This is a genomic window from Mesorhizobium sp. CC13, assembly GCF_039907765.1.
Taxonomy (GTDB): domain Bacteria; phylum Pseudomonadota; class Alphaproteobacteria; order Rhizobiales; family Rhizobiaceae; genus Aminobacter.
This window is the reverse complement of sequence record NZ_JARDJI010000002.1, coordinates 35557-54240: the sequence shown is the minus strand read 5'-3', so window position 1 is coordinate 54240 and position 18684 is coordinate 35557. Positions and strand designations below refer to the sequence as shown.

Annotated in this window: 14 protein-coding genes; 2 read left to right on the top strand and 12 right to left on the bottom strand. The window is 66.2% G+C overall.

Features of this window, described 5'->3' with window-relative positions:
* Positions 1-121 precede the first annotated feature (121 nt).
* Positions 122-754 carry a TetR family transcriptional regulator C-terminal domain-containing protein gene (locus PV773_RS03270; RefSeq protein WP_347965416.1) on the top strand — a complete coding sequence of 211 codons (633 nt, stop codon included), beginning with the start codon at positions 122-124 and terminating at the stop codon, positions 752-754.
* Between the two features lie 18 nt (positions 755-772).
* Here PV773_RS03270 and PV773_RS03265 read toward each other — a convergent pair whose 3' ends face one another.
* From PV773_RS03265 to PV773_RS03240, 6 genes are all read right to left on the bottom strand, one after another.
* A complete protein-coding gene (locus PV773_RS03265) occupies positions 773-1147 on the bottom strand; it encodes a DoxX family protein (protein WP_347964974.1) in 375 nt (124 codons plus the stop codon).
* Positions 1148-1222: 75 nt separating this feature from the next.
* Entirely contained in the window at positions 1223-1681 is a 459-nt protein-coding gene (locus tag PV773_RS03260) for a carboxymuconolactone decarboxylase family protein (RefSeq protein WP_347964973.1), read from the bottom strand.
* Complete coding sequence (locus tag PV773_RS03255; protein ID WP_347964972.1) at positions 1678-2205, bottom strand: Rrf2 family transcriptional regulator; 528 nt, start codon at positions 2203-2205, stop codon at positions 1678-1680. The genes PV773_RS03260 and PV773_RS03255 overlap by 4 nt, the downstream gene beginning before the upstream one ends.
* A gap of 92 nt (positions 2206-2297) precedes the next feature.
* Entirely contained in the window at positions 2298-2720 is a 423-nt protein-coding gene (locus PV773_RS03250; RefSeq protein ID WP_347964971.1) for an AprI/Inh family metalloprotease inhibitor, read from the bottom strand.
* Positions 2721-2729: 9 nt separating this feature from the next.
* On the bottom strand, positions 2730-4043 hold the full coding sequence (preA, locus tag PV773_RS03245; RefSeq protein WP_347964970.1) for an NAD-dependent dihydropyrimidine dehydrogenase subunit PreA: 1314 nt from the start codon (positions 4041-4043) through the stop codon (positions 2730-2732).
* An 11-nt stretch (positions 4044-4054) separates the two neighbouring features.
* Positions 4055-5407, bottom strand: coding sequence for an NAD(P)-dependent oxidoreductase (locus tag PV773_RS03240; RefSeq protein ID WP_347964969.1), 1353 nt, complete (start codon positions 5405-5407; stop codon positions 4055-4057).
* 267 nt (positions 5408-5674) lie between these two features.
* Between PV773_RS03240 and PV773_RS03235 the strand changes: the two genes are divergently transcribed.
* The gene (locus PV773_RS03235; protein WP_347964968.1) at positions 5675-6451 is read left to right on the top strand and encodes a VOC family protein; all 777 of its coding nucleotides are present in this window, start codon (positions 5675-5677) and stop codon (positions 6449-6451) included.
* A gap of 594 nt (positions 6452-7045) precedes the next feature.
* On the opposite strand, the gene PV773_RS03230 is transcribed toward PV773_RS03235, so the two are convergent.
* The 6 genes from PV773_RS03230 to PV773_RS03205 all read right to left on the bottom strand — a co-directional run bounded on the left by PV773_RS03230 (position 7046) and on the right by PV773_RS03205 (position 18680).
* Entirely contained in the window at positions 7046-7621 is a 576-nt protein-coding gene (locus PV773_RS03230; RefSeq protein ID WP_347964967.1) for a hypothetical protein, read from the bottom strand.
* A gap of 257 nt (positions 7622-7878) precedes the next feature.
* Positions 7879-10014 (bottom strand): ABC transporter ATP-binding protein, encoded by a 2136-nt coding sequence (locus PV773_RS03225; protein WP_347964966.1) that lies wholly within the window; start codon positions 10012-10014, stop codon positions 7879-7881.
* A gap of 233 nt (positions 10015-10247) precedes the next feature.
* Positions 10248-11405: an ABC transporter permease gene (locus tag PV773_RS03220; RefSeq protein ID WP_347964965.1), complete on the bottom strand. Its 1158-nt coding sequence runs from the start codon at positions 11403-11405 to the stop codon at positions 10248-10250.
* 12 nt (positions 11406-11417) lie between these two features.
* A complete protein-coding gene (locus PV773_RS03215; RefSeq protein WP_347964964.1) occupies positions 11418-12452 on the bottom strand; it encodes an ABC transporter permease in 1035 nt (344 codons plus the stop codon).
* A gap of 101 nt (positions 12453-12553) precedes the next feature.
* Positions 12554-14206, bottom strand: coding sequence for an ABC transporter substrate-binding protein (locus PV773_RS03210; RefSeq protein WP_347964963.1), 1653 nt, complete (start codon positions 14204-14206; stop codon positions 12554-12556).
* A gap of 298 nt (positions 14207-14504) precedes the next feature.
* The gene (locus PV773_RS03205; RefSeq protein WP_347964962.1) at positions 14505-18680 is read right to left on the bottom strand and encodes a translocation/assembly module TamB domain-containing protein; all 4176 of its coding nucleotides are present in this window, start codon (positions 18678-18680) and stop codon (positions 14505-14507) included.
* Positions 18681-18684: the final 4 nt, after the last annotated feature.

Genomic DNA, 18684 nt, shown 5'->3' with positions numbered 1-18684 from the left:
TCAAGGGATTACTACCGGAAATGCGGCTTCTGAGGCGCGCTCCACAGGTCGGCAAGAACTGGTCCAGCGGATTGGTCCAGATACGATCGCTGTCCACCCTCGAATGCGGAACGTCATGACCATGGAAGGCTCGACACCGCGCGGCCGCACCCGCATCCAGAAGGAGAAGCGCGAGGTCATCCTCGAGGCGGCACTCGAGGTGTTTTCGGCCAACGGTTTCCGCGGCTCGACCATCGACCAGATCGCCGAGGCGGCGGGCATGTCCAAGCCCAACCTGCTCTATTATTTCCGCCGCAAGGAAGACATCCACGAGACGCTGATGCACCGGCTGCTCGACACCTGGCTGGCGCCGCTGAAGGAACTCGACAACATCGGCGACCCGATGACCGAGCTCAGGAGCTACATCCGCCGCAAGCTCGAGATGGCGCGCGACTATCCGCGCGAGAGCCGGCTTTTCGCCAACGAGATCCTGCAGGGCGCGCCCCGCATCATGCCGATGCTGGAAGGCGAACTGAAGGATCTCGTCGACGAGAAGGTCGAAGTCATCAAGGGCTGGATGCGCTCGGGCAAGATCGCCAGAACGGACCCCTGGCACCTGATCTTCGCCATCTGGGCGACGACCCAGCACTATGCCGATTTCGACGTCCAGGTCCGCGCCGTGCTCGGCCCGGACCGCGGCGGCGAAGGCCGCTTCGAGGACGCCGCCCGCTTCCTCGAACAGCTTTTCCTCGAAGGCCTTAGACCGAAAAGCTGAATCGGCTCTTCAGTTGGCCTACAGGCTGTTTGCGATCACCAGCAGGAAACTGCCGGCAAGCGCCACGTTGCTGACCACGCCGTTGATCCGCGAGGCGCGGTCCGGCCCCGCATGATCCCAGAAGTTGTGGAACATCAGCGTTCCGGCCACCAGGAAGGCGATCAGGGCCGCGGCCGCATAGGCTGCCTGAAAACCGATTGCCACCATCACGCCGGCAACGGTCTGCAGCACGATGCCTGCCCACAGCACCGGTCCCGCCTGCGGCACGCCGCGCGCCGTTATCATTCCCGTGAGCAGCTTCGCGTTGGCTATGTTGCGCAGGCCGGCAAAGACGAAGGCCCCGCCGAGAAGGAGGCGCCCCGCCAGGGCAAGCGCCGAAAAGTCGTTTTCCATGATGAATACCCCATGCGCGGCCGCCGGCGGCGCGCTGACAAACTGCTGTTTTGAAACGGATAAGGTCGACCGAACTCAGGCCGCCCTGGCTTCGGTTACCGGGTGGATGGAGCGGAACGAGACGCCGAGCCGGTTCCAGGTGTTGATCATGCCGACCGCGACGGTGAGCTTGACCAGCTCCGCATCGGAGAAATGCCGCAGGGCCTCGGCGTAGAGATCGTCCGGCACGCCGCCGTCGGCGATGCTGGTGACCGCTTCCGTCCAGGCGAAGGCCATGCGCTCGCGCCCGGTGAAGAGCGGCGATTCCTTCCAGGCGGCGACGAGATAGAGCCGCTGCTCGGTCTCGCCGTCCTGCCTCGCCTCGCGGCTGTGCATGTCGACGCAGTAGGAGCAGCCATTGATCTGCGAGGCGCGCAGCTTGATCAGGTGCAGCAGGCTCTTTTCGAGGCCGCATTCGTCGACGGCGAGGTGGAGCGCCCGCACCGACTTCATCAGGTCGGGGGCGGCGGCGAAATAGTTCAGCCTTGGCGTCACGATGTCTTCCTTTCACTTCTGGTTCTTGAATTCTGCGGCCGCTGGTTCTGCGCCACGAAGGTGCAGCTCGCGGCGACGACGCGCCGGTCGGCGGTGGCGGTGAAGTCGGCGACGATGTCGGAGAGCCGCGTCTCGGCGAGTGCCGCGCGATAGGCGCGCTCGGCCTTGAGCATCGCGACATTGATGCCGCAGGGCTTCACATAGGCCGACGGGTCGAGCGCCTTGGAGCCCTTCTGCCTGATCTCGCCGCAGCGGAAGGCCGGCTCCCTGCCCTCGGCGGCCAGCACGATGTCGAGCAGCGTGATCCGGTCTGCCGACCGCGCCAGCCGGTAGCCGCCAGCCGGGCCGGGCACCGATTCCAGCAGCTTGGCCGCCGTCAGCGCCTTGAGGTGCTTGAACAGGTAGCTCGGCGACAGGCCGAAGGCCTCCGCCATCGCGTTGCCCGGCAACGTGCCGTCGCCATCGATGCCGGCCAGCATCGCCGCGCAATGGATCGCCGCCTCCACGTCGTCACCCAGCTTCATGGTCAACCTTCCAATTCATGGATAGTTGTTATCGTGGATATTTATTATCCACGATAGCCGGATGCGAGATTTCCACATGTGCGGCTCGGAGATCACTCTTTGGGAAGCTGCGCGATGGTGAAGATGCCGTCGATGTCCTGGACGGCGACATAGGTGACGTCGGGCACCTCGAAGCGCAGGCGCATCTGGCGGACGCCATCGACCAGGTCGATCGCCCAGCCTTCCTTGAGCCGCCAGGCGGCGATCTCGTCCATGATCGGAAACACCTTGGCGCAGGCGGAATCTACGTCGATCTGCATGCCGCCGATGGTCGGCTCTCGCTTGAGCACCACCCGGCAACGCTTGTCGCCGGCCTCGTTGCGGATCTCCCACGGTCGCCCGAGGAAACCCTCGACCTCGGCCTTGTCGAGCGTGTCGAGGTCGAGCGGCTTGAGGTCGTCGGCAAGGGCACCGCCGGCCGAGAGGCCGGCGGCAAACGCAAGAGTGAGACTGGAAAGACGCAGCCTCCGGCTCACCGGGCTCCCCTACTCCGCGGCCGCCTTGGCCATCGGGTTGTTGGGATGCGTCGTCCAGTTGGCGTAGGTCGGCGACACCGGCTTGCCGGTGCGCTTGTCCATGGCGCCGGCTGCCAGCGGCTCCATGGTGATGCAGCCCTCGACAGGGCAGACGTTGACGCAGAGATTGCAGCCGACGCATTCCTCCTCGATCACCTCGAAGTGGCGCGCGCCGTCGACCATGCTGGTGATCGCCTGGTGCGAGGTGTCCTCGCAGGCGATGTGGCAGCGGCCGCACTTGATGCAGGCGTCCTGGTCGATATGCGCCTTGGCGACGTAGTTGAGGTTGAGATACTGCCAGTCGGTGACGTTGGGTGTGGCGCGGCCGATGATGTCGTCGAGCGAGCGGTGGCCCTTCTCGTCCATCCAGTTCTCGAGGCCGGCGATCATCTCCTGCACGATCTTGAAGCCGTAGGTCATGGCCGCCGTGCAGACCTGCACGTTGCCGGCGCCGAGCGCCATGAATTCGGCCGCGTCGCGCCAGGTGGTGATGCCGCCGATGCCCGAAATGGGCAGGCCGCGGGTCTCGGGATCGCGCGCGATCTCGGCCACCATGTTCATGGCGATCGGCTTCACCGCCGGGCCGCAATAGCCGCCGTGGCTGCCCTTGCCGTCGATGGTCGGCTGGGGCGCGAAGCTGTCGAGGTCGACGCCAGTGATCGAGTTGATGGTGTTGATCAGCGACACCGCGTCGGTGCCGCCGGCATTGGCCGCCCGCGCCGGCTTGCGGATGTCGGTGATGTTGGGCGTCAGCTTGGTGATGACGGGCATGCGCGTGTACTGCTTGCACCAGCGCACCACCATCTCGATGTATTCCGGCACCTGGCCGACCGCCGAGCCCATGCCGCGCTCGCTCATGCCGTGCGGGCAGCCGAAGTTGAGCTCGATGCCATCGGCGCCGGTCTCCTCGACCAGCGGCAGGATCGCCTTCCAGGCGTTTTCCTCGCACGGCACCATGATCGAGGCGACCAGCGCCCGATCCGGCCAGTTCATCTTGACCTGCTTCATCTCGCGCAGATTGGTCTGCAGGTCGCGGTCGGTGATGAGCTCGATGTTGTTGAGGCCGAGCAGGCGGCGGTCGGCGCCCCAGATCGCGCCGTAGCGCGGGCCGTTGACGTTGACGACGGGCGGGCCTTCCTCGCCCAGCGTCTTCCACACCACGCCGCCCCAGCCCGCCTTGAAGGCGCGCTCGACGTTGTAGGCCTTGTCGGTGGGCGGCGCGGACGCCAGCCAGAACGGGTTGGGCGACTTGATGCCGACGAAGTTGTTGCGGATGTCTGCCATCTTGTCCTCCCTCAGCCGATCAGGGCGCGGTTGATGGATTCCGCCGCGTCGCGCCCTTGCGCCACGGCCGAGACGGTCAGGTCGTCGCCGCCGGCGATGCAGTCGCCGCCGGCCCAGACCATGGCGAGCGAGGTCCGTCCCTCCCCGTCGACCTTGATGCGGCCGCCTTCCATGGCGACCGACGGGCCGCTGCCGTTGAGCGCCGACGGCTCGAAGCTCTGGCCGATGGCCTTGAACACCTGGTCGGCGGCGAGCCGCACGGTCTCGCCGGTGCCCGCGAGCTTGTCGCCCTTCATGGCGGTGTATTCGAGCTCGATGGCAGTGACCTTGCCGCCTTCGGAAATGACCTTCTTCGGCTGCAGCCAGTGGCGGATGACGACGCCGTTGGCAGCCGCCAGATCCTGTTCGAAGACGGAGGCGTTCATGTGCTCCTGGCCGCGGCGGTAGCAGATCGTCACCTCCTCGGCGCCGAGCAGCTTGGACTGCACGGCGGCGTCGATCGCCGTCATGCCGCCGCCGATGACGACGACGCGGCGTCCGACCGGCAGGCTCGAAAGGTCGCTCGCCTGGCGCAGCGTCGAGATGAAGTCGACGGCGTTGGCGACGCCGTCGGCGTCCTCGCCCTCGGCGCGCAGCGCGTTGACGCCGGCGAGGCCGAGACCCAGGAACACCGCGTCGTACGATGCGGTGAGATCGGCGAGGTGGTAGTCCCGGCCGAGCGCCTTGCCGTTCTCGGTCTTGATGCCGCCGATGGCGGTGACGTAGTCGACCTCGGCCTGGGCGAAGTCGTCGGTGCTCTTGTAGGCGGCGATGCCGTATTCGTTGAGGCCGCCGGCCTTGGGATGTGCCTCTAGGATGGTCACGTCATGGCCGTGGCGGGCGAGACGGTGAGCGGCGGCGAGGCCGGCCGGACCGGCGCCGACGACGGCGACCTTCTTGCCGGTCGAAGCGGCGCGGCTGTAGAACTGCTTGCCCTCCTCCATGGCGACGTCGGTGGCGTAGCGCTGCAGGCGGCCGATCTGCACCGGCTTGCCCTCCGCCACCTCGCGCACACAGACTTCCTCGCACAGCGTCTCGGTCGGGCAGACGCGGGCGCACATGCCGCCGAGGATGTTCTGGTCGAAAATGGTCTTGGCCGATCCCAGCGGATTGCCGGTCGCGATCTGGCGGATGAACATCGGGATGTCGATCGAGGTCGGACATGCCTGCATGCACGGCGCGTCGTAGCAGAAATAGCAACGATCAGCCTCGACCAGCGCCTCGTGATTGTCGAGCGGCGGGTGCAGGTCAGAGAAATTCTCGGCGTATTGAGCGGTGTCAAGGCGGCCGCCGACGATGCCTTCCTTGAAAAGACCTTCTGCCATTCCAGTTCCCCAGTTTTTATTGGTTTTGAGGAAGCGTAGCACGTTCCGGTTTTTTATCAATTGGTCAATTTTCTAGCCAACCAATTGAAAACGCTTTAATATAACATGACTTTCGTAGTCATGATTTGAATCGAATGTTTGCTGCGTCGCGGTAAATTTCACAATGCTGTCGGAATTCCGTCCGGGTCGGCGTCCTATGATGGTTCCGCTGCGTCACGGTGATCCATGCGCCGGCAAAAGACGGCAGCAATGCAAGGGAGCCAGATCATGCCCGATACCCCGCAATCCTTCTTCTGGTACGAACTGATGACCACCGACCTCGACGCCGCCGAGGCCTTCTACACCGCCGTGGTGGGCTGGCGCGCCGAGCCCTTCGACAAGACGCCGGGCATGCCCCGCTACATCGTCGTCAATGCCGGCGACCGCGGCGTCGGCGGCCTGATGACCCTGCCGGAGGATGCCAAGGCGATGGGCATGCCGCCCGCCTGGCTCGGCTACATCTACACCGGCGATGTCGATGCCTCGGTGGCGTCGCTGACCAAGGCCGGCGGCACGGTCCACAGGGCCCCCGACGATATCCCCGGCGTCGGCCGCTTTGCCGTCGTCGCCGACCCGCAAGGGGCCACCTTCATGTTCCTGCAACCGAACGGGCCCGACCAGCCGGCCGTGCCGCTCGACACGCCCGGCCATGTCGGCTGGCACGAGCTCTTCACCACCGACTGGCGGAAGGCGCTGGAGTTCTATTCCGGCCAGTTCGGCTGGGGCAAGGACGAGCAGTTCGACATGGGCGCGATGGGCATCTACCAGATGTTCAACGCCGGCAAAGGCATGATCGGCGGCATGATGAACAAGCCGGAGCAGATTCCGGTGCCGGTCTGGCAATTCTACTTCAACGTCGCCTCGATCGACGCCGCCACCAAACGCGTGACCGACAATGGCGGCAAGGCGCTGATGGGGCCGATGCAGGTCCCCGGCGGCCAGTGGATCGTCCAATGCCAGGACCCGCAGGGTGCCCATTTCGCCTTGCTGGCGCCGGTGAAGTAGGCCCGGTGCTGCGCCTCGGACAGGCTCAGGATGAGGGTTGTGCTGGGGGCACAACTATTCATTGCCACGCTCGCTTTCGCGCCTGGCCATTGTCAAAGAACGCTCCCGTTGCCGGGAGGTAGTTCGGGAAGCGGGGCGCGAGGCCGAGCCTGCCGATAGTCTGATAACGTGGCGCGACGTCCGCGCCCCGCCCGGCTGCTTGCCCCGCTCAGTCGCCGCGATGCGTTGCACCGCTGGCCGCCGCAAGGCCCGGGCTTGGGGGCTCATCACCCAGCGAGGAGAACCGACCTCCCGCCAGCCCGGCACCGGCGCTTCCCCCCGATGCCCGGTGCGCACCGGGGTCCCGTGGAAGATCGCGAGGAGAATGATACGGGAGGTTTTCAGGGGGGTGGAAAAACGCGGCGGTTTTTCCACGCGCTCTGCTGACAGAGATACTGACAAATTGGCGTTGGTTGTGATTCACGACCTGCAATGTCACGATCCGTCCCACCCCTCTGCCCTGCCGGCGTTCGTCGTTCGAAAAGCCAAGCAACCGGCTTTTCGTCGCCTCCAGCGACCCCTCACCCTCCCGCAAGGCTATCGCCGTGCCTCGATTCACTGGGTCATCATACCAAGGGGACCAGTGCCTTCCGTGTAGACAAGGAGTTGAACTCCAAGCAGCACCGTGAGCAACGGGAATGCCGGCGCGTTGCGATCGTGCGCGGAGGGCTTCGTGATGGCCTCGAGCAGGACCGCCAAGGCAGCGACCGCAAGCGTCGCCGCGATCATGCGATGCTGCGTCATCAGGAGCAGCATCGGGGCGCCGCCATGCTGTGCGTGCAAAGCAAAAATTCCAGCAGTGACCACCAGCGCCGCGACAAGGGGCAGCCGCCACGCGAACGATTGACCCGATCTCGCGAGCCTGACGAATTCGGCAGCAGACGCGCCGAGCAGCACCACGCTGACGATGAAGTGCTGCGTCATCTCCGCGGCATAGTTCGTCGGCATCGCCTCTCCGTGCACGAGCGGATCAAGCGCGAACTCGGTCCCGAAGATGGCCAAGGCCGTGGGAACGACATAGTCCAGCCAACGACCTTTCATCCCCGCAATGTGACGGAGAAGCAGCAACATGCCCGTCGCAACTATAACGACGCCAAACATCCAGTGGACTTGCTCCGACGTGAATCCCATGCCGGCCTCCAAGATTTGCCCGCCTGCCCATCAAAACCGAGGAGCAGAACATGCAGGCACCCCAAGATGATCAGTGAAATCCTGCCATGTTCAACGATCCAACAGAGCACTGGTTCCAGTCTAGAACAATTGACCGACTTGCGGCAATATTCTGGAGCATGAAGCAAGAGCCTGGCACCACGGCGAATACTCGAAAGGTGCCACGCCGATACGCCAGGCGCTCAGCTCAAATCTCCGACATTCGGGTCATACACTTCTCACGCCTCGGGCGTGACGTCGTGCGCGCCGGGGGCAGCGCCCTTGCCGAGGCTGATGACCGGTTCCATGGCGTCGAAGACGCTTTGCGGCAGGTGGCACTTGATCTGGTGGCCGCCGCCCATGTCGCGCACCGGCGGCACCTCGCGCTCGCACAGATTGCCCGGCACCTGGCTCTTGTAGCGGCAGCGCGTCTGGAACGGGCAGCCCGACGGCGGGTTCATCGCCGAGGGGATGTCGCCCTCGAGCACGATGTGCTTCTTGACCACGGAGGTGTCGGCGATCGGGATCGCCGACAGCAGCGCCTCCGTGTAGGGATGGTAGGGCGGCGAGAAGATCTGGTCGGTCGTGCCCTGCTCGACGATATGGCCGAGATACATGACCACCACGCGGTCGGCGATGTAGCGCACCACCGACAGGTCGTGGCTGATGAACAGCATCGTGGTCTTCGACTTGCGCTGGATGTCCATCAGAAGCTCGGTGACCGCCGCCTGGACGGAGACGTCGAGCGCCGACACCGGCTCGTCGGCGACGACGACCCGGGCGTTGCCGGCGAAGGCGCGGGCGACGCCGATGCGCTGCTTCTGGCCGCCCGAGAGCTGGCGCGGCATGCGCTCGGCAAAGGCGCGAGGCAGCTTCACGAGGTCCAGAAGCTCCAGCATGCGCTGCTTGCGCTCGCCGGCGTTCCTGCCGACCTTGAACTTCTCCAGCGTACGGACGATCTGCGAACCGACCGAATGGCTGGGGTTCAGCGTGTCGAACGGGTTCTGGAACACCATCTGGATCGACGACACGGTGTCGACGTCGCGGGATTCGATGCCGGTCGACTGGATCTCCTTGTTGCCCAGCACCACCTTGCCGGAGCTCGCAGTCTCCAGGCCGAGCAGCACTTTCGCGAGCGTGGACTTGCCGCAGCCGCTCTCGCCGACGATGGCGACGGTCTCGGATTCGCGCGCCTCGAAGCTGACGGTCTCGTTGGCCTTGACCACCCTGCCCTCGCCGCCGCCGAACACCTCGTTGCCGCCGACGCGGTAGTATTTCTTGAGGTCGTCGATCTTGAGCACCGGCGCGCCAGGTTTGACCGGCTCCTGGGCCGCCTTGGCGCCGGGCGGAAGCGCTGCCCAGTCGATCTCGTTGAAGCGCACGCAGCGGCTGAAATGGCCGTCATGGCCGGCGACCGGGATCATCGGAATCTCGGCGGCGTTGCACAGCCCCTCGACGAAATGGTGGCAGCGCGGGCCGAAGTTGCAGCCCTTGGGCCGCTGGTGCGGCAAGGGCAGCTGGCCGGGGATGGCGACCAGCGGCCGCTCGTTCTTGTCGGCGCCGGGCAGCGGGATCGAGCGGAACAGCCCCTGCGTATAGGGGTGGCGCATGCGGTCGAACACGTCCTTGATCGAGCCGGTCTCGACCGCCTCGCCCGAATACATGACGGTGATGCGGTCGCAGGTCTCGAGGATCAGGCCGAGATTGTGCGACACGAAGATCATCGACGTGCCGAACTGCTTGCCGAGCCCCTTGACCAGCTGCACGATGCCGGCCTCGACGGTGACGTCGAGCGCCGTGGTCGGCTCGTCGAGCAGGAGCAGCGCCGGCTTGGACAGGAGCGCCATGGCGATGACGATGCGCTGCTGCTGGCCGCCGGAGAGCTGGTGCGGGAACGAGCGCATCATGCGCTCGGGGTCGGGCAGCTTGACCGCGCGCACCATGTCGAGCGCTCTGTTGTAGGCCTCCTCCTTCGACACCTTGTCGTGGATCAGCGGCACTTCCATCAGCTGCTTGCCGATCTTCATGGCCGGGTTGAGGCTCGCCATCGGCTCCTGGTAGATCATGGCGATCTTGTTGCCGCGCACGGCGCGCAACTCGGCCTCGGACATCTCGCCCATGTCCCTGCCCTGGAACAGGATGCGCCCGCCGACGATCCTTCCGATGTTGGACAGGTCGCGCATGATGCCGAGCGAGACGGTGGACTTGCCGCAGCCGCTCTCGCCGACGATGCCCATGGCCTCGCCCGGCATGACGGTGCAGGAGAAATCCATCACCGCCGGGATCTCGCCGGCGCGGGTGAAGAAGGAGATGGAGAGGTTCTCGATCTCGAGGATGGGTTCCTGGGCGGTGGCGTTTCTGACGGTCTCGTTCATCGACGTCTCTCCTGGCGGTGGAGGTCCCTTGTCGCGGAATGGTCGACCCCCACTCCGTCTCGCTTCGCTCGACACCTCTCCCCCGTTCGACGGGGGAGAGAAAAGGGTTCGCTTCCTGCGCGGTCCAAACTTCTGATGGAGCTGCGACGTTGCGGCCGCCACTTCCTCTCCCCCGTCGAACGGGGGAGAGGTGGCCCGCAGGGCCGGAGCGGGGGTCGACCGAACATCAAGCTTCAATCCTTCATCGATTGTTCGCGCAGCGCATCGGCGAGCAGATTGAGGCCGAGCACGAAGGACATCAGCGCGATCGTCGGCGGCAATGCCGGGTGGATGAAGGAGCGCAGCAGGCGGCTGGCATCCTTGATCGCAGTGCCCCAGTCGGGGCTTTCGGGCGCCAGCCCCAGGCCGAAATAGCCGAGCGTGCCGAGCAGGATCGTGGTGTAGCCGATGCGCAGGCAGGCATCGACGATCAGCGGGCCGCGGGCGTTGGGCAGGATTTCCCACAGCATGATGTACCACGGGCTCTCGCCGCGGGTCTGGGCGGCGGCGACGTAGTCGCGCGTCTTGATGTCCATGGTCAGCCCGCGGACGATGCGGAATACGCCGGGGCTGGAGGCGAAGACGACGGCGACGAAGATGTTGAGCTGGTTGGGGTCGATCGAGACGATGCCGAGCGGATCGGCGTCGAAGACCAGGCCGGCATAGACCCAGCCGCCGAGGACCAGGGTGAGGCCGACCAGGACGTAGAGCCGTTCCGGCCGCGCCTTGAAGCGCGTGTAGAACAGCGTGACGAAGAAGATGATCGGGAACAGGAAGAACACGCCCGCCATGGCATAGGGGATGGGCGTGTCCATGATGCCGGGCGTGACCAAGAGGTAGAACAGCAGGATGACCGGGAAGGCCAGCACGAGGTTGGCCAGGAACGACAGGATCGCATCGATCCGCCCGCCGTAGTAGCCGGCCGGCAGGCCGAGCGTGATGCCGACCATTAGCGCGAACGCGGTGGCGGCGGGCGCGATGATCAGCACGATCTGGCTGCCGAACACCATGCGCGAGAACACGTCGCGGGCGAGCTTGTCGCCGCCGAGGAGATAGATCTGCTTCGACGTCGGCTCGATGGCGCCGGGCAGCGCGTCCTTCATCACCGGGATCTGGCTGAGCGGGTCGAAGGGCGCGATCCTTGTCGCGAAGATCGCCGTGAACAGCCAGAACAGGCAGATGAACACGCCGGCGATGCCGACGCCCGAATCGAAGAGCTGGCCGTAGAGCCCGAGATGCTTGCGGAAGTTGAAGCTGGCGACGAGCACGATGGCGAGCGCTGCCCAGACCGGCCAGAACCGCGCCAGCACGCCGAGGAAGACCTGGAAGCCGCCGATATATTCGATCTGCATCAAGCGTGCTCCCTACTGAACCCGGATGCGTGGATTGAGATAGGCATAGCCTATGTCGGAGATCAGCTGGGTGATCAGCACGATGAATACCGACACCAGCGAACAGCCGAGCAGAAGGTCGATGTCGTTGTTGCCGGCGGCCTCGACCAGCGTGTAGCCGAAGCCCTGGTAGCGGAACATCACCTCGACGATGACGACGCCGGTGAGCAGCCACGGGAACTGCAGCATGATGACGGTGAACGGCGCGATCAGCGCGTTGCGCAGCGCGTGCCTGACCACGACCGCGCCGAAGCCGAGGCCCTTGAGGCGCGCGGTGCGGATATATTGCTGCGTCATCACCTCGACCATCGAGGCGCGCGTCATGCGGGCGATATAGCCGATGCCGTAGATGGCGAGCGTCATCACCGGCAGGGTGAAGTTGTAGAAGGTGATGCCCTGGCTGGCGGAGGCCGCCGAGCCGTTGAGCCAGCCCAGCCACGAGGCGAAGACGACGGTGAAGATGACGCCCGAGACATATTCGGGCGTCGCCGTCGTGGCGATCGAGGCGACCGACAGCGTGCGGTCGGTGCGCGAGCCCTCGCGCATGCCGGCGAGGATGCCGATGAGCAGGGCGATCGGCACCATGGTCGCCAGCACCCAGAACATCAGGATGCCGGTGGAGCCGAGTGCCGGGAACAGCTTGGTCGCGACCGGGGTCTTGAACTTGGTCGAGCAGCCGAAATCGCCCTGCAGGATGCCGGAATAGGTGGGCTCCGCCGGCTCGTTGCAGAAGCGGAAGCGCGGCACCGCCTGGCCGGTGGCCGGGTCCATGTTGGGCTGCTTCTGGACGACGCCGAGCCACTGGCCGTAGCGGACGAAGAAGTTCTGGCGGTAGCCGTTGCGCTGCAGCCAGCTTTCGAGCTGGTCGGCGGTGGTGCGCATCTCGGTCTGGCTGATCGCGAGCTTCTTGAGGTTGGGCTCGAGGTTGATCAGGAAGAACACCACGAGCGTCAGGCACAGCATGGTGAGTGCCATCGTGCCCAGCCGGCGCATGATGAAAGATAGCATGTGCGTCCCCTGCCTTTGCGGGTTTGGGGTCCGGTGCGGTCAGACCGCTCGCGATGGGAGGGAGGGGTGTCGGGCACCCCTCCCCGGCTCGTGGCCTGAGGTCATGCCTCCTCGAGCCAGACCTTGCCGTAGTCGGCCTCGAAGGTCGGGTGCATGCCGTGGTTCTTCACCGCTGCCACCGAGTGGTTGTAGAGCTTGCGCCAGAACGGCTGGATGATGATGCCGGAGTCCTGCAGGATCTGCTCGATGTCCTTCATCATCTCGCGACGCTTGTCGGCGTCGGCCACCGCGAGCGCCGCGTTGAGCTTGGCGTCCCAGTCCGGGTTGGACCAGGCGGTCTCGTTCCACGCCTCGCCGGTGCGGTAGGCGAGCGCCAGAACCTGCACGCCGAGCGGGCGCATGTTCCAGTTGGTCATCGAGAACGGGTACTTGGTCCAGTCGTTCCAGAAGGTCGAGCCCGGCAGCACCGTGCGCTTGACCTTGATGCCGGCCTCGCGGAGCTGCGCGGCGATGGCGTCGCCGGTGTTCTTGTGCCAGTCCTCGTCGACGGTGATGAGCTCGTGCTCGAAGTCGGCCTGGCCGGCCTCCTCCATCATCTTCTTGGCCGCCGCCATGTCGCGGACCTGCTTGGGCAGCTCGAAATATTCCGGATGGATGCGGGCGACGTGGTGGTTCTCCGCCGCCTCGCCGGCATTGCCGTAGCCGAGCTGCAGCACCACCGCGTTGTCGACCGCCTTGTGCAGCGCCTGGCGCACCTTCTGATCGTCATAGGGCTTGTTGGCGACGTTGGTGCGCGCCACGATCGTCGCGGCGGTCACGACCTCCGACTTCACCAGGCCGAGGTCGTCGAGGATCTTGACGTAGTCGGCCGAGGTTTCGAAGTTGGTATGGACCTCGCCGGACTCGAAGGCGCTGACCATGGCGGCCGGGTCGGTGCCGTAGTCGATCATCTCGATGCCGTCGAGATAGACCTCGCCGTTCCACCACTTGTTGTCCTCGCGGCGCTTGTAGACCACCTTCTGGCCGACGTCGTAGGAGACGAGCTCGAACGGACCGGTGCCGATCGGGCAGGATTTGAAGTCGCCGCCCTTCTCGTCGAACGTCTTGTGGACCACCAGGCCCGGGTAGTCGCACAGGTTCGGGATGATCGAGATGTCGGACTTGGTGAGCTTGAGCTTGACCGTCTTGTCGTCGACCTTTTCGACCGCGCCTTCGCGCAGCTTGCCGGTCTTGTCGTCGAACAGCGTGCCGAGGCGGCCGGGCATCGAGTTGCCTTCGGCGCTCTTGTCGGCCCAGCGGGTGAAATTGAAGATCACGTCGTCGGCGGTGAACGGGTCGCCGTTGTTCCAGGTCACGCCCGGGCGCACGTGCAGGACGTATTCGGTGGCGTCGTCGTTCACTTCCCAGCTCTCGAGCAGGTAGGGCTCGAAGGTGTATTTGGCGGTGTACTTGACCAGCGGCTCGAGCGCCTGGCGCTCGGCGTTGGCGATCTCGGACCAGTCGGCCTTGCGCGGGTCCTTGGGATCCTTGATCCACTGCGCGACCTTGAGGATGCCGCCCTTCTTGGCTTCCTGCGCCCGCGCCTCGGTCGGCGCGGCAAGGCCGATCATGCCATAGGCCATGGCGGCCGAGGCGCCGAAGGTGGATGCCATCGCGAGAAACTCGCGGCGGTCCATCTTGCCGTCGATGACGTCCCGCGCCAGCTCACGGATGTGGCCGGGGACAAGATCAGAGTTGCTCTTGTAGAATGCCATTTGTTTCTCCCATTGTATTGGCCTGTTGGCTACCATTCCGCATCCAACTGCCGTTGTCAAAAACGGGTGGATGTCGTTGTTCCCGGATCAACTTTGCAATTTTGGGAGTGGAGCAGTTCGCGCGATAGCGACAGGATTGGCGCAAAAATGGTAGTGCGCGGCGGATTCCAGGGAATATTCTCCTTTGTTCATGTTCGCCATGAGACCACCCTCCGCGACAGGGCTGCGGCCGGTGTCAGACATTGTCAGCGAAGTGTCGAAACACCTCTGACAAGCCGATCTCGCGATCCCGGCGGGATCAGTATTCGCGCTCGTAGAAGATGCCGCCCTTGGCCTCGCCATCGTCCGACGCCTGACCGCGCAGCTTGACGCCGCGGCCAATGGTCAGGTCGATGGTGGCCTTGCCGGAGCCGGGCTTGTCGCCCTTCTCGATGGTCATGTAGGTCCGGTCGTTGAGGTACTTGCCGACGGCGACCGAGGTGTCGCCCTTCTCGTTGGTCCTGACATCGAGATCGTCGACGCCGAGCGTGGCGCGCAGGCTGGAGAGCAGCGATGTGGAGCCGCCGATGCCGGCCATGGTCGCGGCCGCGTCAGCGAGCTGGGCGATCTGCAGCGGCGACAGGTTCGACATCGAGCGGCCGAAGATCAGCCGCGCCAGAACCTCGTCCTCGGGCAGCGCCGGCACCGACGAGAAGGTGAACTTCGGATTGTTGGCCTGGCCGCTGATGCCCACCGTCACGGTGGCGTCGGTGGCAGTCGTCTCAGCGGCAAAATCGATCGTCGGCACCAGCGAGCCGGCGAAGCCGACGGAGCCGCGCGTGAAGTTGAGGCGCTTGCCGAGGATCGACAGGCGGCCGCGCCTGAGATCGAACTTGCCCACCGCCTGAGGCGAGGCCGACGATCCGGTCAGGCGCAGCGAGCCGCCGAGCTCGGCGTCGAGGCCGCGGCCCTGCACGAAGATCTGATTGGGCGCATTGACGGTGACGTCGAGGCTGAGCGCGCCGCTGCCGCCGCTGGCCTTGGCCGGCGGGCGCATCGCCTCCTGCTGGGCGACGACCGCCTTGGGGGCGTTCTTGTGCTTGACGTCGACGGCGGTCAGCGAGCCGGGAATCTTCTCGGGGATGCTGATGACCGTGCGCGCGAGGTTGATCGTCCCGCTCAGCACCGGCGCCGTGGTCAGCGGCCCCTTGATGGCGATGTCGCCGCCGAGATTGGCGGTGACGACGCGGCCGTCGGTGTAGCGGCCGTCGGTCAGCTTGACGGAAATGTCGGCCGGCAGCCCCTTCGCCGCATCGATGCCCACAGTACCGCTGGCCGACAGCGAGCCGCCGGTCGACAGCGAGCCAGTGAGCCGGTTGATGGTGGCCACGCCGGAGGCGATGCCGATGTCGAGGGCGATGTCGTTGATGGCGAGCCCCATCTGCGCCGCCACCAGGCGGGCGCCGGCGGAGCGGACGCTGCCGCCTATGACGGGCGACGTCGCGGGCCCGCGCACCTGCACATTGACGTCGGCCGTGCCGGTCAGCGCCATGCCCTGCGCCGCGAGCGTGCGGGTGAGGAAGGCAAACGGCACGGGCCCCGAGAAATTCAAGTCGAGCGCGACGGGTTTGTTGGTGACGACAGTGCCCCCGCCCTTCAGCGCCAGGCCCGAGCCGTCGCCGATGGTCGACTGGAAGGCTAGCTTGCCGCCGGCGAAGGTTCCGGTCGAACCGATGTTCATGGCGCCGAAACCGGCGCCGCGGGTCTGGGATGTGGCGGCGCCGGCGACCTTGAGATCGTAGCCGACCGTCGGATTGGCCGCGGCACCGGAAACCTTTACGGTGCCGGAGATCGAGCCGGCCGCGTCCAGACCCGGTGCGAACGAATTGGCAAGCGACGCAGGCACGTTGGCGAGCGCCACGTTGAGGTTGAGCGCCGAGCCGGCGGTGCCGGAAACGGTCGCCGTGCCGCCGCCGAGGTTGAGCGCGAGGCGGTCGAGCGTCGTCGTGCCGCCGGCGATCGCCACAGTGGTGGGCCGGGCGATGGCGGCGCGGATGCCACGCATGATCGCCTCGCCGGAGGCAAGCTCGATGGTGGTCGTGCCGCCGCCCACCTTGAGGCGGCCCACGGCCTTGGCCGGAATGTCGGCGACGGTCGCGCCGCCGGAGAAGCCGGTCCACTCGCCGTCGCGCTCGAGATCGACGCCGATGCCGGAAATGACGGTCTTGCCCGAGATGACCGACTTGGCCTTGACCGTTCCCGAGATGGCCGGCGCCTTGAGGTAGTTCAGCACGTCGGCGCTGACGGCGACCGAGTTTGCGGCGAGGTCGCCGCGCTTGAGCTGAGCCGTGTCGAGCGCGACCTTGACCTGCGGGACGCCGCCGCCGCGGGTGAAGTCGATCCTGCCGCGGATGTCGCCCTCGGCCTTCTCCAGGGCGAGTGCGGCCAGCGGACCGATGTCCGGGATGTCGATGTCGATGCTGCCGAGCGGGACGAAGCCCTTGTCGAGCACCAGGTCGCCCGACAGCCTGTTCTGGCCGAGCGACAGCGACAGGCCCTTGATCTGGCTCGAACCGCCGGCGGTGGCAAGCACCGCGCTGCCCTGGAGCTTCTGGCCCGCGACGTCGCCCGATAGCGCGACATTGGCGGCGGGATTGGCCGGGTCGACCTTGCCGGTGGCGGTCAGGTTCAGCCCGGTGATTTCACGCGCGGCCGCCTCGATGCGATCGCTGGTGACGGTCAGCGACACGTCGGGCGCGGTGCGCGCACCCTTGGCGGTGACGGCAAATTCGATGGCGCCCTTGGCGTCCTTCGACAGCAGCGAGACGTCGGCGAAGGCGCCCTTGAGATCGGCGTCGATCTCGCTGCCCTTCATCCGTGCGGTGCCCTGGGCCTTGAGCGCGCCGGAAGTCAGCTCGATGGCGTTGGCGGCGAAGCTGCCTTCGGCGTCGCGGCTCGCGGTGGCCGACAGCTGCACCCGCTCGGCAAGCGCGATGCGGACGCCGGCGGGCAGCGCGTTCGAAGCGACGTCGGCGTTCAGGCCCAGCGTCAGCGCCAGGTCGGCCAGCGCCAGGCGGGCGTTCATCTCGCCGTTGAGCGCATCGCTGCGGACTGTACCGCGGTCGACGACCACCGCGTCCTTGTTGATGGAACCGACCATGTCGACCGAGACGCGGCCGGCAACGAGCGGCGCCAGCGTGGCGATGTCGGTCTTGAGTTCGGCCACGCCGAGCTTGATCGATACCGGGCCGCTACGGTCGGCGATGTCGAAACCGTCGGACTGGGCCGAGGCGGCGATGTCGCGCAGCTCGGTGTTGCCGGCAATGACCGAAAGCAGCGAGGCACTGAAATCGACGGCCGGCGCCTTGCCGGCGCCGAGCGCACGCAGGCTGGCCGCGTTGATGGCGACGGTGACCGGCTGGGCCTCGCTGCCGAGGCTGAGCACGATCGGCCCCTCATTGGCCTTGACGTCGAGCGCGAGGTCGGCGGCGCCTTGCGGATCGAGCGAGCCCGTGGCGGTGGCGGTCAGCGCGCCGCTGGCGATGGTGGCGCGCTCGATGTCGAGGCCGCCGGTGGCGGTGCGGGTGCCGGCGATGTCGAAGCTGGTGCTGCCGGCAAGCAGCGGCTTGAGGGCAGCGGGCAGGAAATCCTCGAAGGCGCCGTCGCCGATGGCGGTGACGACGTTGCCCTGGTCGGTGAGCCGGTGCGTGCCGGAGACGCGTGTGACGACGTTGCCGTCGACGGCGAAGGTGCCGTTGCCGCTCCAGTCGGCCAGGGGCCCCTCGCCCGCGACGACCAGTTCCACCGCCGGCTGGTCGGGCAGCTTGAGGATGTTGGCGATGATGCCGCCGGCCGGCTCGGCGGCGCGGACGTTCAGCGTCAGCCGGTTGTCCTGGGGCGCGAACGCGATGTCGGCGTCGACGCTGCCCTGCCTGCCGTCGCTGCGCGCGACATTGAGCCTGGTCTCGACCGCCAGCGGCGAACCACCGGCGCGCAGCATGCCCTTGGCCGAAAGCTCGGCGATGCCGGCGCCGGCGAGCTCCTCGCCGAGCGCGATCTCGGGCAGGTCGACCTGCCTGATGTCAAGCGCCACCGGCAGCGAGAAGCCGCCACTTTCGCTCTTCGCCTGCCGGGTGCCCGGCCTGGGCAGCCGCGCGGCCTCGATCCGCTCCGCCGCGATGCGGTCGGCGCGGAAGGTGAACGACAGCAGCGCCAGCGGCGACCAGTCCACCGAAACCCCGCGCAGGGCGAGCCAGGCGCCCTCCTTGTCCTCGATCACGACGTTGTCGAGGCGGAGATTGCCCGACCAGATGCCGCTCAGGCCGCTCAGCTTGATCTTCTGGTCGTCGCTGGAGGCGACGCTGGAGATCAGCCCGGCGAGGTTTTCCCGTCCCTTGGCGGTGAGCGTGAGGACGGCCGCCGCGCCGATGGCCAGTGCCAGCACGACGAGGACGGCGATGCGGAGGAAGCGCAGGATGATCTTCAGCATGGCCATTGAG